Annotated in this window: 6 protein-coding genes; all 6 read left to right on the top strand. The window is 72.9% G+C overall.

The window, feature by feature from the left end:
• Positions 1–254: 254 nt before the first annotated feature.
• The 6 genes from AB0M59_RS52700 to AB0M59_RS52675 all read left to right on the top strand — a co-directional run bounded on the left by AB0M59_RS52700 (position 255) and on the right by AB0M59_RS52675 (position 15,519).
• The gene (locus tag AB0M59_RS52700; protein ID WP_364631757.1) at positions 255–1,703 is read left to right on the top strand and encodes an AMP-binding protein; all 1,449 of its coding nucleotides are present in this window, start codon (positions 255–257) and stop codon (positions 1,701–1,703) included.
• The gene (locus AB0M59_RS52695) at positions 1,700–2,908 is read left to right on the top strand and encodes a type III PLP-dependent enzyme (protein ID WP_364631754.1); all 1,209 of its coding nucleotides are present in this window, start codon (positions 1,700–1,702) and stop codon (positions 2,906–2,908) included. Before AB0M59_RS52700 ends, AB0M59_RS52695 begins: the two co-directional genes overlap by 4 nt.
• Positions 2,905–3,381, top strand: a complete 477-nt coding sequence (locus AB0M59_RS52690) for a cobalamin-dependent protein (RefSeq protein WP_364631751.1) — start codon at positions 2,905–2,907, stop codon at positions 3,379–3,381. The genes AB0M59_RS52695 and AB0M59_RS52690 overlap by 4 nt, the downstream gene beginning before the upstream one ends.
• A gap of 34 nt (positions 3,382–3,415) precedes the next feature.
• The gene (locus tag AB0M59_RS52685; protein ID WP_364631748.1) at positions 3,416–4,687 is read left to right on the top strand and encodes a methylaspartate mutase; all 1,272 of its coding nucleotides are present in this window, start codon (positions 3,416–3,418) and stop codon (positions 4,685–4,687) included.
• Positions 4,688–4,725: 38 nt separating this feature from the next.
• Positions 4,726–5,883, top strand: a complete 1,158-nt coding sequence (locus tag AB0M59_RS52680) for a cytochrome P450 (protein ID WP_364631745.1) — start codon at positions 4,726–4,728, stop codon at positions 5,881–5,883.
• 108 nt (positions 5,884–5,991) lie between these two features.
• Positions 5,992–15,519 (top strand): SDR family NAD(P)-dependent oxidoreductase, encoded by a 9,528-nt coding sequence (locus tag AB0M59_RS52675; RefSeq protein WP_364631743.1) that lies wholly within the window; start codon positions 5,992–5,994, stop codon positions 15,517–15,519.
• The last annotated feature ends 4 nt before the right edge of the window (positions 15,520–15,523 follow it).

The raw sequence follows: 15,523 nt of genomic DNA, 5'->3' as shown, positions 1-15,523 counted from the left end.
CCCGCCGCCGCCCTCGCGCCCCCCCCCCGCGGGGGCTGCCGTGCCGCGCGGGCGCGTGGTTGCTGGCAAACTGGTATACAAACCCTGTTTCCCACTCACGACCGCTTTGGCGCGCCCGGACCCCCCGGTGAGGCGGGCTTAGGGGCCGTTAGGGGTGGGGATCCGCAGGTCGGCACGGCTAGCTTTTCGAAGGTCTCCAGGTGTGTCTTCCACGCCGGCACGGTGATCCTTCGAGTCCATACGGAGTGGCAGTCGTGAACGATTCCTTGGTCCATTCTCTGCTCGACGCCGCGGTGGCCGACGCGGCCGGGGCGTCGGCGGTCCGCGACCGCGCCGGTGCGTGGACCTACGCGGAGCTCGACGCGTGGAGCCACGCCGTCGCCGTGGTGCTCGCGCGCCGCGGGGTCGGGCACGCCGACCGCGTCGTCGTGCAGCTGCCCACCGATCGGGCGCTCGTCGCCCTCTTCTACGGCACTTCGCGCCGCGGGGCGGTATTCGTGCCGATCAACCCGGCGATGAAACGGTTCCACTTCGACTCCGTCGTGGCCAACGCCGAACCCGTCCTCGTGCTCACCCCCGAGGAGTTCGGTCCCTTTTGGACCGAAGTCGAAAATGCCTTGGGCGAAAAGACAGCAGCCGTCGAGGTGAGCGAAGACGACATCGCCGTCCTCGTCTACACCTCCGGCAGCACCGCCGCGCCGAAGGGCGTGATCGGCCCGCACCGCCAGGTCACCTTCGCCACCCGCGCGATCCAGGAAGTCCTCGGCTACCGCCGCGACGACGTCGTGTTCTGCCGGTTCCCGATGTCCTGGGACTACGGCCTCTACAAGGTGCTGATGTCGACGGTCGGCCGCAGCGAGATCGTCCTCGCCGACGCCGAGTCGGACCTGCGGCTGCTGCAGCGGATGCGTGAGGTCGGCGCCACCGTCGTGCCGATCGTCCCGTCGCTCGCCACCATGATCGCCACGCTCGCCGCGCGCGACACCGAGCCGGCCGCGCCGGTGCGGCTGTTCACCAACACCGGCGCCGCTCTGCCCGACGCCACCATCGCGCAGCTGCGCGAAGCGTTCCCCCAAGCCAAAGTCGTCCGCCAGTTCGGGCAGACCGAGTGCAAGCGGATCACGATCATGCCCCCGGACGAGGACACCGAGCGCCCCGGTTCGTCCGGGCTGCCGCTGCCGGGCACGTCCGTGCTGATCCTCGCCGCCGACGGGACCGAGCTGCCGGCCGGGGACATCGGCGAGATCGTCGCCGCCGGACCGCACGTGATGCCCGGCTACTGGCGGGCGCCGGAGATCTCCGCCCGCGCCTTCCGCCGCGACGAGACGACCGGCGAGCTGCGCCTGCACACCGGCGACTACGGCCGCCTCGACGCCGACGGCTACCTCTACTTCGAGGGCCGCCGCGACGACATGTTCAAGCGCAAGGGCATCCGGATGTCCACTTTGGAAATCGAGGCCGCGGCGATGGACATCCCCGGCGTCCGCGCGGCGGGCGCGATCCCGCCGAGCGACGCGCGGGACCTCGCCATCTGCGTCGAGACCGATCTGCCGCCGACGACGGTGCTGCGCGAGCTGGCCAAACGGCTGGAGCCGCAGAAGGTCCCGTCGCTGTGTCACGTCGTCGAGGAGTTCCCGCTCACGGCGCACGGCAAGAACGCCACGAAGGAACTCGCCCTGCTCGTGGAAGGCGCCCGCAAATGAGCCGCGACATCGCCGCCGAATACGGCACGCCCACCTACGTCTACGACCTCGACGTCGTCGCCGAGTCACGTGACCAGCTGTTCGGCCTGCTTCCCGAAGGCTTCCAGCTGTTCTACGCGCTGAAGTCCAACCCCCACCCCGAAATCGCCCGCGAGCTGCGCCGCGGCGGTTGCCGCGCGGAGATCAGCTCCACGGGCGAGCTGGCCAACGCGCTGCAGGCGGGGTTCGACCCGGCCGGGATCCTCTACACCGGACCCGGCAAGACGGACGCCGAGCTGGAGCACGCGATCGCGTCCGGCGTCCGGCTGTTCTCCGTCGAGTCGCCGACCGACCTGCAGCACGTCGGGGCCGCCGCGGAGAAGCACGGCGTCACCGCGTCCGCGCTGCTGCGCGTGAACACCACCGCGAGCAGCGGCGGCACCGGCATCCGGATGATGGGCCGCCCGTCGCAGTTCGGCATCGACGCCGAGACGTTGCCCGAGATCATGCCCGCCCTGAAGGCGGTGCCCGGTGCGCGCGTCGTCGGCGCGCACTTCTTCACCATGAGCAACGCCCAGGACGAGGACGCCCTGCTCGGCGAGTACGAGTTCGTGCTCACCTCGGCCGCGCGGCTGCGCGACGAGGTCGGGCTGCCCCTGGAAGTCCTGGACATCGGCGGCGGGTTCTCCTCGCCGTACGCGGTGCCCGGCCCGCGCACCGATTACCCGAAGCTGCGCGCGGGCCTCGAGACGTTGCTCGACCTGCACCTGCCCGAGTGGCGCGACGGCGGGATCGAGCTGGCTTGCGAGTCGGGCCGCTACCTGTCCGGCAGCTGCGGTTCGCTGCTGGCCGGCGTGGTGAACGTCAAGGACAGCCGCGGCAGCCGGTTCGTCGTCCTCGACGCCGGGATCAATGTCGTCGGCGGGCTGTCCGGGATCGGGCGGCTGCTGCCCGCGGCCGTCGGGATCGAGGAAGCCGGCGACGAGACAGGCAGCCTCGTCGGTCCACTGTGTACTCCCGGTGACTCGCTCGCCAAGGCGGCGAAGCTGCCCGAGCTGGCTCCCGGCGACGTCGTCACCGTGCCCAACGTCGGCGCCTACGGCGTCACCGCGAGCCTGATCAGCTTCCTCGGCCGCCCCGCACCGACGGAAGTCGTCGTGCGCGGCGACGACGTCGTCTCGGTGTCCCGGTTGGACTACCAGCGCGTCTACGAGGTTTCGCCATGACGGAAGAACTGCGCGCGTACGGCGCCGGGGTCGTCACCGAGCCGTCCAGACGGACGGTGATCGTCAGCAGCATGGCCTCGGACTCGCACACCTGGAACCTGGTCTACCTGGAGCTGCTCGTCAGCGAACTCGGCTTCGACGTGGTGAACCTCGGCGCGTGCGTGCCCGACGAGCTGCTGGAGTCGGAGTGCCTGAGCCGCCGCCCGTCGATGCTCGTGCTGAGCAGCGTCAACGGCCACGGCCACCAGGACGGCCTCCGCGTGATCCAGCGAGTGCGCGCCTTCCCCGAACTGCGCGCGATGCCGGTGGTGATCGGCGGCAAGCTCGGCGTCGGCGGGCCGCTGACCGCGGAGGAGACCGCGCAGCTGCTGCTCGCCGGGTTCGACGCGGTCTTCGACGACCAGCAGGGTGCGGCCTCGTTCCGGCGGTTCGCCGCGACGCTCTCGGCCGGTGCGACTCAGGTGGAGGCGTGAGCACCGCCGACGTACTTCCTCCCGCGGAGGCGGCATGAGCTTCGAAGAGTTCGTCGCGCGCTGCCATGCTGCGGGCGAGCTGGTTGTGCAGCCCCGCATGGGTTTCGCCGACCCCGCCGTCATGCGCGCCGGGCTGGCCGCGACCAAAGCAGCGGCCGCGGCGACCGTTGGCACGGTCACGCTCGACAGCTACACCCGCGTCTGCGACACCGCTTCCGTGGCGCACGCGCTGCGCAACGGGATCGCCCTCAACGGCTACCCGATCGTCAACCACCCGCCCGAAGTCACCCGCGGGATGCTCGACGGCCTCGAAGGCCCGGACTTCCCGGTGCAGGTGCGCCACGGTTCGGCGCGGCCCGCGGACATCTTCCGCGCCATGATCGCCGCCGGCCTGCACGCCACCGAGGGCGGCCCGGTGTCCTACTGCCTGCCCTACAGCCGGACGCCGCTCGACGAGTCCGTGCGCAACTGGGCGCACTGCTGCGACCTGCTGCTGGACGCCGAGCACCCGGCCGGCCGGCCGCACCTGGAGACGTTCGGCGGCTGCATGATGGGCCAGCTGTGCCCGCCGAGCGAGCTGGTGGCGCTGTCCGTGCTGGAGGCGTTGTTCTTCTACCGCAGGGGCGTGCGCAGCATTTCGGTGAGCTACGCGCAGCAGACGAACATGACGCAGGACCAGGAGGCGGTCTCCGCGCTGCGCCGGCTGTGCGCCGCGTTGCTGCCCGAGGCCACCTGGCACGTCGTGATCTACGCCTACATGGGCCTGTTCCCGCGGACGTCGGAGGGCGCGCGGGGCCTGCTCGGGACGGCGGCCGAGCTGGCCGTGAGCACCGGGTCGGAGCGGCTGATCGTCAAGACCACCGCCGAGGCGCACCGGATCCCGACCGTGGCGGAGAACGTCGCGGCCCTGGAACACGCCGGTGCTTCGGCGCGGTCGGTCACCGGGAAGGCCGTGGTGGACGACGACAACCAGGTCTACCGCGAGGCGTATGCGCTGGTCGACGCCGTGCTGAACAGCCACGCCGACCTCGGCCGCGCGATCGTGGTCGCGTTCAAGCGCGGCCTGCTCGACGTCCCGTACTGCCTGCACCCGGACAACGCCGGGCAGGCGCGCAGCTACCTCGACCCGGCGGGCCGGCTCGGCTGGGCGGAGCTCGGGTCGCTGCCGCTGCACCGCGTGGTGGAGAGCCGCCACGCGGACCGGATCACCTCGTCGACGCTGATGTCGGCGCTTTCCCACGTCCAGAACGCCTACGACGCCGAGGCGCTGGAACAACCGATGAGAGCGATTGGGGGCGAGTCGTGACGAGTTCACGCCGGACAGTCCGTGCGTATCCGTTCGACATGCACGAGATCTCCGTTTCCGAGCAGTACCACGTCCTGCAGCGCGAAGAGCCGATGAGCCGGGTGCAGATGCCCTTCGGCGAACCGGCCTGGCTGGCGACGAAGTACGCCGACGTCAAGCTGGTGACGACCGACCCGCGGTTCAGCCGGGAGCTCGCGCAGGGCCTCGACCAGCCGCGGATGCGCCGCCAGCAGATGGGCGACGGCATCATGGGGATGGACCCGCCGGACCACTCCCGGCTGCGCCGCCTGGTGGGCAAGGCGTTCACCGCGCGCCGGCTCGAGCAGATGCGCGAGGGCGTGCAGGAGCTGGTGAACCGCCTGCTCGACGACATGCAGGCCCAGGGCGACAGCGCGGACCTCGTCGAAGAGCTGGCCCGGCCGCTGCCGGTCACGGTGATCTGCGACCTGCTCGGCGTGCCGCAGGAGGACCACAAGATCTTCCGCGAGTGGACCCAGGCGCTGGTCAGCGACGCGACGGCGAAGGGCGACGTGCTCGACGTCTACGGCGACCAGCTCGACAACTACGTCGCGGGGCTGGTGGCCCAGCGCCGCGAGGAGCCGACCGACGACCTGCTCGGCGCCTTGGTATACGCCCGCGACGCCGGCGACAAGCTGACCGAGAACGAGCTGATCTCGATCGCCGGCGCGGGCTTGCTGACCGGTGGCGTCGAGACGGTGTCGACGGCGCTGCCCAGCTTCATCTTCACGTTGCTGACGCAGCCCGAGCTGCTGGAACAGCTGCGGGCGGACCCGGACCTGATGCCGACGGCGATCGAAGAGCTGCTGCGGTACGTGCCGATCAACACCGCGGCGATGTTCGCCCGCTACGCCACCGAGGACATCCGCTTCGGCGACGTCGTCGTGCGCGCGGGCGACCCGGTGCTGCCGGCGCTGCACGCGGCCAACCGCGACCCGGAGGTGTTCGCCGACCCGGACCGCATCGACCTGACCCGCAAGCCGAACCCGCACGTGGCGTTCGGGCACGGCCCGCACCACTGCATCGGTGCGCAGCTGGCCCGGCTGGAGCTGCAGGAAGCGATGAAGGCGATTCTCGCGCGGTTCCCGGACTTGAGGCTGGCGGACGGGCGCGAGGGCGTGAAGTGGGAGTACGGCGTGATCGTGCGCGGGCCTTCGCTGTTGCGCATCGCCTGGTGACTTCCCGCCCCTAGAACGCTTTTCAGGGGATCCGGCCGCGCTGCGCGCCGACCTACGATCGAAAAAGACGACCATGAGTGCTGGCTTGCTACAGCGGTGGAGTGCGGAATGCGTGAGTTTGAGACCGAATCGAATCGGGCGTCCGGGTTCGCGGAGCGGCTGACCGAACTGCCCTCCGGTGACCGCGCGGCATTCCTGGCCGACGTCGTCCACGACGCCACGCGGGCCGCGCTCCTGGCGGCCCGCCCGGACGTCCCGGCGGTCCTCGACCCGGAAAAGGCGTTCTCCGACCACGGGTTCGACTCGCTGGCCGCGGTGGAGCTGCACGCGCGGCTCACCGAGGCCACCGGGCTGGAGCTGCCGGTCACCCTGGCCTTCGACCACCCGACGCCGGTCGCCGTCGCGCGCTTCCTGCACGCGGCGGTGTTCGGCGCCGAGGTCGTCCACAGTGGACTCCCGGCCACGAGCGACAAGGACGAGCCCGTCGCGATCGTCGGCATCGGCTGCCGCTACCCGGGCGGGGCCGCCTCGCCCGAGGAGCTGTGGCGGCTCGTCGCCGAAGAAGTCCACACCATCACCGGGTTCCCGACCGACCGCGGCTGGGACCTCGACGGCCTCTACGACCCGGACCCGGACCGCCCGGGCAGCAGCTACGTCACCTCCGGCGGCTTCCTGTCCGACGCCGGCGAGTTCGACGCGGGCTTCTTCGGCATCGCCCCGCGCGAGGCGTCCGCGATGGACCCGCAGCAGCGGCTCGTCCTCGAGACGGCTTGGGAAGCCCTGGAACGCGCCAAGATCGACCCGACGACGCTGCGCGGGACGCCCGCCGGCGTTTTCATCGGCGCCGAGGCTCAGGAGTACGGCCCGCGCCTGCACGAGGCCCCCGACGGTCTCGACGGCTACCTGCTCACCGGCAACGCGCCCAGCGTCGTCTCCGGCCGCGTCGCCTACGCGCTCGGCCTCGAAGGCCCGACGCTGACCGTGGACACCGCGTGCTCCGGCTCGCTCGTCGCGCTGCACCTCGCCGTGCAATCCCTGCGCCGCGGCGAAACCCCCCTTGCCCTCGCCGGCGGCGTCGCCGTCATGGGCGGACCCGGCACGTTCACCGCCTTCAGCCGCCAGCGCGGCCTCGCCGAAGACGGCCGCTGCAAGGCCTTCGCCGCGGCCGCCGACGGCACCGGGTTCGCCGAAGGCGTCGGTGTCCTGGTCCTGGAACGGCTGTCCGACGCCGTCGCGAACGGGCACACCGTGCTCGCGATCGTCCGCGGCACCGCCATCAACTCCGACGGCGCCTCCAACGGCCTCACCGCCCCCAACGGCCCGTCGCAGCAGCGCGTGATCCACCGCGCGCTCGCCGACGCCCGGCTCGAAGCGTCCGAAGTGGACGCCGTCGAGGCACACGGCACCGGCACGCGGCTCGGCGACCCGATCGAGGCGCAAGCGCTGCTCGCCACCTACGGGCAAAGCCGCGAGACGCCGCTGCTGCTCGGCTCGATCAAGTCCAACATCGGCCACACCCAGGCCGCGGCCGGTGTCGCCGGCGTGATCAAGATGGTCGAGGCGATCCGCCGCGGCCGGCTGCCGAAGACCCTGCACGTCGACGCGCCGACCCCGCACGTCGACTGGACCGCCGGCGAGGTCGAGCTGCTGACCGAGGCCCGCGAGTGGCCCGCGGTCGAGCGTCCGCGCCGTGCGGGTGTCTCGTCGTTCGGCGTCAGCGGCACCAACGCGCACGTCATCATCGAGCAGGCTCCCGAGACCGCCGACGACACCGCCGACACCCAGTCGCTGCCGGTCGTGCCGCTCGTCGTCTCGGCCCGCAGTGAGGAAGCCCTGCGGGCGCAGGCGGGGAAGCTCGTGTCCACAGTGGAGGCTGCGGACCTCACCGAGGTCGGCTTCTCCCTCGCCGGGACGCGGGCCGCGCACGACCACCGTGCCGTGGTCGTCGCCGAGAGCACCGAGGACGCCGTCCGCGGCCTGCGCGCGCTCGCCGCGGGAGAGCAGGACGCGGCCGTCGTCACCGGCGAACGCACGCCGGGCAAGCTCGCGATGCTGTTCACCGGCCAGGGCTCGCAGCGGCTCGCCATGGGCAAGGAGCTGTACCTGGCCCACCCGGTCTTCGCCGAGGTCTTCGACGAGGCCATCGACCACCTCGACGTGCAGATGGACCGCCCGCTGCGCGACGTCCTCTTCGGCGACGACGCCGAGGAGCTGAACGGCACCCAGTACGCGCAGTGCACGCTGTTCGCGATCGAGGTCGCGCTGGCGCGGCTGCTCGAGTCGTGGGGCGTGAAGCCAGCCGTCCTGCTCGGCCACTCGATCGGCGAGTTGGCCGCCGCGCACATCGCCGGCGTCTGGTCGCTGGAGGACGCCTGCCTGGTCGTCGCCGCGCGCGGCCGTCTCATGCAGGCGCTGCCCGAGGGTGGTTCGATGGTCGCGATCGCCGCGACCGAGGACGAGGTCGGTCCGCTGCTCACCGACGGCGTCAGCATCGCCGCGATCAACGGCCCCACGTCGGTCGTGGTCTCCGGCGAGCGCGGCGAGGTCGAGGCCGTCGCCGAGGTGTTCCGGCTGCAGGGCCGCAAGACCAGCGAGCTGCGCGTCTCGCACGCGTTCCACTCGCCGCTGATGGAGCCGATGCTCGCCGAGTTCCGGGAGGTCCTGGAGGTCGTCGACTTCGCGGCGCCGTCGATCCCGATCGTTTCGAACGTCACCGGTCGCCTGGCCACCGCCGAGGAGCTGTGCTCGCCCGGCTACTGGCTCTACCACGTGCGGCGGGCGGTCCGGTTCGCCGACGGCGTCGCCGCGCTCGCCGCGGCCGGCGTCACCACCGCGATCGAGGTCGGCCCGGACGCCGTCCTCTCGGCCATGGCCTTCGCCGGCCCGCACGGCCGCGACATCGCCTTCGCCGCCGCCCAGCGCCGCGGCCACGCCGAGGTCCCGGCGCTCGCCGGCGCGCTCGGCCGGCTGCACACCCGGGGCGTCCCGGTCGACTGGACCGCGTTCTTCGGCCCGGCCAACGCCGTCGACCTGCCGACGTACGCCTTCCAGCGCAAGCACTTCTGGCTCACCGCGCCGGGCCGCGGCGACGCGGCCGGCTTCGGTCAGCTCGCTTCCGGCCACCCGCTGCTGGCCGCCGAGATCGGCCTGGCCGACCACGACGGCCTGGTCCTGACCGGCCGGATCGGCCTGCGGTCCCACCCGTGGCTCGCCGATCACACCATCGCCGGCACGGCCCTGCTGCCCGGCACCGCGTTCGTCGAGATGGCCCTGCACGCCGCCGAGCGCGCGGGCTGCGACGTCGTCGACGAGCTGACCCTGCAGGCACCGCTTGCCGTCCCGGACGGCCGCGGCGTCGAGGTGCAAGCCGTGGTCGGCCCGGTCGAGGACGGCCGCCGCACCATCGAGTTCTACTCGCGCACCGAGCAGGACGTCGCCTGGACCCGCCACGCCGTCGGTGTGCTGGCCGAGGCGCCGGCCGCCGAGCCCGTGCCGATGACCGAGTGGCCGCCGTCCGGCGCCGAGGTCGTCGCCACCAGCGAGCTGTACGAAGAGCTGGCGGCGCAGGGCTACGGCTACGGCCCGCTGTTCCGCGGCCTGCGCACCGCGTGGAAGCGCGATGACGTCGTCTTCGCCGACGTCGCCCTGCCCAGCCGCGACGACTCGTTCGGCATCCACCCCGCGCTGCTCGACGCCGTCCTGCACGCCACCGACTTCGCCCCGGGCGAGGCCCGGGAAGCCGACGAGATCCGCCTCCCGTTCGCGTGGACCGGCGTGCGGCTGCACGCCTCCGGCGCGGCCGAGGTGCGGGTGCGGATCACGTCGCCCGCCACCGGCGGTGTCTCGCTGGAAGTCACCGACCCGGCGGGGACGCCGGTGCTGTCGGTGGAGTCGTTCCGCTCCCGCCCGGTCAGCGGCGCCGACCTGGGCCCGCGGACCCAGGACCTGCTGCACACCGTCGAGTGGACGCCGGTCGCGACCGCCGAAGGGGACTTCGCGGTCACCGAAGTCACCACAGTCACTGACCTGGCCAAGCTGACCGAGGTGCCGGACACGATCGTCGTGCCGGTCGCGGCGAAGGGCCGGAGCATCCCGGCGGCGGCCAAGCAGGCCGCCCACCGCGTGCTCGCCGTCCTCCAGGAGTTCGTCGCCGACGAGCGTTTCGCCTCGGCCAAGCTCGTGATCCGGACTCCCGGCTCGCTCGCCGGCTCCGTCGTGCGCGGGCTGGTGCGCTCGGCGCAGGCCGAGCACCCGGGCCGGATCGTCCTGATCGAGGGCGAGACCACCCCGAAGACCCTGGTCACCGCGCTCGCGTCCGGCGAGCCGGAGCTGCGGATCGACGGCGACCAGGTCCGGGCCCCGCGGCTCGTCCGCCTGCACACCGACGCGCCGGCCTGGCAGCCCGACGGCACCGTGCTGATCACCGGCGGCACCGGTGGCCTCGGCGCGCAGGTCGCGCGGCACCTCGTCACCACGCACGGCGCCCGGCACCTGGTGCTGCTCAGCCGTCGCGGAAGCGACGCCCCGGGCGCGGCCGAACTGGTCGCCGAGCTGGCGGAAAACGCAACGGTGCAGGTCATCGCCTGTGACGTCACGAAGAAGCGGTCGCTGTCGGCCGCGCTGAAGAAGATCGAGCAGCCGCTGACGGCCGTCGTCCACACCGCCGGTGTGCTCGACGACGCGATGATCGGCTCGCTCACCGACGATCGCCTCGACACCGTCCTCGGCCCCAAGGTCGACGCCGCGTGGGCGCTGCACGAGCTGACTTCGGACCTGGCCGCGTTCGTCCTGTTCTCGTCCTCGGCCGGCCTGGTCGACGGCGCGGGCCAGGCCAACTACGCCGCGGGCAACACCTTCCTCGACGCGCTCGCCGAGCACCGGCGTGAGCAGGGCCTCCCCGCGACGTCGCTCGCCTGGGGTCTCTGGACCGACGACGGCGCCGCGCTCGGCATGAGCGCCGGACTGTCCGAAAAGGACCTGGGCCGGATCGGCCGGCTGGGCCTCGCCCCGCTGACCGCGTCCGAAAGCCTGGCCGCGCTGGACGTCGCGATCGCCTCGGGGACCGCCACCGTCGTGCCGACCCGCGTCGACCGCGCCGCGCTGAGCGCCCGCGAGGACGTCCCGGCCCTGCTGCGTGGCCTGGCTCCGGCCGGACGCCGTCGCGTCGCTGCCGCGGCCGCCGGGGAGCTGACGCCGGAGCGGCAGTTCGCCGAGCGGTTCGTCTCGCTGTCCGAGGCCGACCGCGACCGCGCGGTGCTCGACCTGGTGCGTACCCACGTCGCGGCCGTGCTCGGCCACGACGGCCCGTCGGCGATCAGCTCGTCCCGCCCGTTCGGCGAGATCGGCTTCGACTCCCTCGCCGCGGTGGAGCTGCGCAACGTGCTCGACTCCGTCACCGGCCTGCGGCTGCCCGCGACGCTGGTGTTCGACCACCCGACCCCGCGGGCGCTGGCCGAGTACCTCGTCACGCGCATCGCCGGCCTGGCGCCCACGACCCCGGTCGCGCCGGTGACCACGGCCGACCCGGAGGAGCCGATCGCCATCGTCGGCATCGCCTGTCGCTACCCCGGTGGCGTCGCGACGCCGGAGGACCTGTGGCGGCTCGTCGCGGGCGGCGAAGAGGCGCTCACGCCGTTCCCGGCCGACCGCGGCTGGAACGTCGACGCGCTCTACGACCCCGAGCCCGGCAAGCCCGGCCACAGCTACGTCAAGCACGGCGCGTTCCTGCACGACGCCGCCGAGTTCGACGCCGACTTCTTCGAGATCAGCCCGCGCGAGGCGGCCGCGATGGACCCGCAGCAGCGGCTGCTGCTGGAAGTGTCCTGGGAAGCGTTCGAGCGGGCCGGCATCGACCCGGTTTCGTTGCGCGGCAGCGCGACCGGTGTGTTCGCCGGCGTCATGTACCACGACTGGGGCACCCGCCTCGGCACGGTTTCCGACGACATCGCGGGCTACCTCGGCAACGGCAGCCTCGCCAGCGTCGTCTCCGGCCGCGTGTCCTACGCGCTCGGCCTGGAAGGGCCGACGGTCACGGTCGACACGGCCTGTTCGTCCTCGCTGGTCGCCCTGCACTGGGCGGCCCAGGCGCTGCGCCGCGGCGAATGCTCGCTCGCCCTCGCCGGTGGCGTCACCGTGATGTCCACTCCGGACACGTTCGTCGACTTCAGCCGCCAGCGCGGCCTCTCCGCCGACGGCCGCTGCCGCTCGTTCGCCGACGCGGCCGACGGCACCGGCTGGGGCGAGGGCGCGGGCATGCTGCTCGTCGAGCGGCTCTCGGACGCCAAGCGCAACGGCCACCCGGTGCTCGCGCTGCTCAAGGGCTCCGCGGTCAACCACGACGGCGCGTCCAACGGCCTCACCGCCCCGAACGGTCCCTCGCAGCAGCGCGTGATCGCGAAGGCACTGGTCGACGCCGGCTTGAAGCCGTCCGAAGTGGACGCCGTCGAAGGCCACGGCACCGGCACCACGCTGGGCGACCCGATCGAGGCGCAGGCCCTGCTCGCCACCTACGGCCAGGACCGCGCCGAGGACCAGCCCCTGTGGCTCGGCTCGATCAAGTCCAACATCGGCCACACCCAGGCCGCGGCCGGTGTCGCCGGCATCATCAAGATGGTCATGGCGCTGCGCAACGAGCAGCTGCCGCAGACCCTGCACGTCGACCGTCCGTCCACTGTGGTCGATTGGGACACCGGCGCGGTCCGGCTGCTCACCGAGTCGCGTGACTGGTCGCCCAACGGCCACCCGCGCCGGGCCGCCGTCTCGTCGTTCGGCATCAGCGGCACCAACGCCCACGTGATCATCGAGCAGGCACCCGACGACGCGATCGTCGAGCAGCCGGCCGAGCCGCAGCCTGACGCCGTCGTCCCCGTCGCGCTCTCCGGTCGCACCCCGGCCGCGGTGCGGGGCCAGGCTGCCCGGCTGCGGGAGTACGTCGCCGACCACGAAGGCGTCACCGTCGCCGAGCTGGCGCGCTCGCTCAACTCGACCCGGGCGGCGCTGGAGCACCGCGCGGTGGTCGTCGCCGGGACCCCGGCCGAGCTGGCCGAAGGCCTGGACGCGCTGGCCACCGGCGAGCAGAACGGCGACGTCGTCACCGAAGGCAAGCTCGCGTTCCTCTTCTCCGGGCAAGGCGCGCAGCAGGTCGGGATGGGCGCGGCGCTGGCGGAGACCTACCCGGTCTTCGCGGACGCGTTCGACGCCGTGTGCGCCGCGCTCGACCCGCTGCTCGACGTGCCGTTGCGAGACGTCGTTCTCGACACGACCGCGCTCGCTGACCGCGGCCTGCTCGACCAGACGCAGTACACCCAGACCGCCCTGTTCGCCGTGGAGGTCGCGCAGTTCCGGCTCGCCGAGTCGTGGGGGATCGTGCCCGACGCGCTGGCCGGCCACTCGATCGGCGAGCTGGCCGCGGCGCACGTCGCCGGGGTGCTCTCCCTCCGTGACGCGGCGGCTCTCGTCGCGGCCCGTGGACGGCTCATGGGCTCGCTGGGCGAGCCGCGGGGCGCGATGGTTTCGCTCGCCACGTCCGAGGAGACCGCGCGGGAGCTGATCCGCGGGCACGAGGACGAGGTCAGTGTCGCCGCGGTCAACGGTCCCGCGTCGGTCGTCATCTCGGGGGTCGCCGACGTCGTGGCCCGCATCGAGCGGGCGGCGTCGGTCGCCGACATCCGGACGCGCCGGCTGCGCGTGAGTCACGCGTTCCACTCGCCGCTGATGGCGCCGATGCTCGACGAGTTCCGCGAGGTCGCCGCGAGCCTGACGTTCCACGCGCCGCGCATCCCGATCTTCTCCACGGTCTCGCCGGAGGCGGACCTGACCTCGCCGGAGTACTGGGTCACGCACGTCCGCGAAGCCGTCCGCTTCGGGGACGCGGTGGCCGCCATGACCGCCGACGGCGTGCGGACGTTCCTCGAACTGGGCCCGGACAGCGTGCTGACCGCGCTCGGCCGGCAGATCGACCCCGATGCCGCGTTCGTGCCCTTCGGCCGCCGCGACCGGGACGAGGTCCGCACCGCGCTGACCGCGCTCGGCCGCCTCCACAGCCGCGGTGCCGCGAAGCTGGACCGCGTGCTCGGCGACGGCCCGATCCGGCTCGACCTGCCGACGTACGCCTTCCAGCACAAGCGTTTCTGGCTCGACGCGACGCCGTCCGGCGACGTGACGGCGGTCGGGCAGCAGCCGCTGCCGCACCCGATGCTGGGCGCGGTCGTGCCGCTGTCCGGCTCGGACACCACGGTGCTCACCGGCCGGCTGTCGGCCGGCTCGGTGCCGTGGCTCGCCGACCACGTCGTCAAGGGCGCGATCCTGGTGCCCGGCACCGGGTTCGTCGAGCTCGCCGTCGCCGCCGGTGACCAGGTCGGCCACTCGACGGTCGAAGAGCTGACGCTGCAGGCGCCGCTCGTCCTGCCGCCGAACGGCGCCGTCGCGCTCCAGGTCGTGGTCGGTCCCGCCGACGGCGACCGCCGCCCGGTCACCGTCTTCTCCCGCCCGATCGACGGTGACGAGTGGACCCAGCACGCGATCGGCACGCTGTCCGCGGCGCCGCGGCCCGAGCCCGCCGGGCTCACCGAATGGCCGCCGGCCGGCGCGAACCGCATCGACGTCGAAGGCGCGTACGACCTGCTCGAGGAGCGCGGGTACGGCTACGGCCCGTCGTTCCAGGGGCTCACGGCCGCCTGGAAGCGGGGCAACGAGGTCTTCGCCGAGGTTGCGCTGCCGGAACCGGCGGCGTCGACGGCGAACCTCTACGGCCTGCACCCGGCGTTGCTCGACATCGCGATGCACGCCGACCTCCTCGGCGACCCGGGCGGCGCGACGCTGCTGCCGTTCGTCTGGAACGGCGTCACGCTGCACGCCGCCGGCGCCTCGGTGCTGCGGGTGCGGATCGAGCGGCTGAACGGCGACGAGGTGTCGGCCATCGAGGTGGCCGACAGCGAGGGCCGGCCGGTCGCGACCATCGACTCGCTGGTCTCGCGGCCGGTCCGCCGGGAGCTGACGGCGTCGGCCGCCGAGGTGGACGGCTCCCTGCTGAAGATCGCCTGGCAGCCCGTCTCCGTGCCGCAGGTCGACGCCGAAGTCGTCGCCATCGGCCGCGGCCGGGTCGGAGTGGCCGCCACCTACGCCGGGTTCGCCGATCTCACCGCGGCGATCGACCGTGGCGAGCCCGTGCCGGCCCTGATCACGCTGACCGTGCCGGGCGCCGAGGGCGAGGTCCCAGCGGCGGCCCGCGCGAACACCGCGTGGCTGCTCGCTGAACTGCAGGCCTGGCTGGGCGACGCCCGGTTCGGGATCACGAAGCTGGCCGTGGTGACGCAGGACGCGGTCCCCGCCGGCGAGTCCACTGTGGACGTCACGCAGGGGCTGCTCTGGGGTCTGGCCCGCGGGGCCCAGGCCGAGCACCCCGGGCGCGTGTTCGTCGTCGACGCCGACGAGGCCACCACGGCCGCGTCCGTCGCGGCGGTGGTCGCCTCCGGGGAGCCGGAGGCCGCGATCCGCGAAGGCGCTGCGCTCGTGCCTCGCTACGCGGTCGTGAGTGAGAAACAGGAGGGTGGCAGTGGCGGTTGCGCCAGCGGAGGTAGCCGGCGATGGCGGCTTCCTGAGCAGCGTGGCTGGGGTAGTCGCTGCCGTCGAGGGTGAAGTA

Source organism: Amycolatopsis sp. NPDC051371 (genome assembly GCF_040682155.1).
In the GTDB taxonomy this organism is placed as follows: Bacteria; Actinomycetota; Actinomycetes; order Mycobacteriales; family Pseudonocardiaceae; genus Amycolatopsis.
Note: the sequence above shows the minus strand (reverse complement) of the source record. Positions and strands in the feature narration are given on the sequence as shown.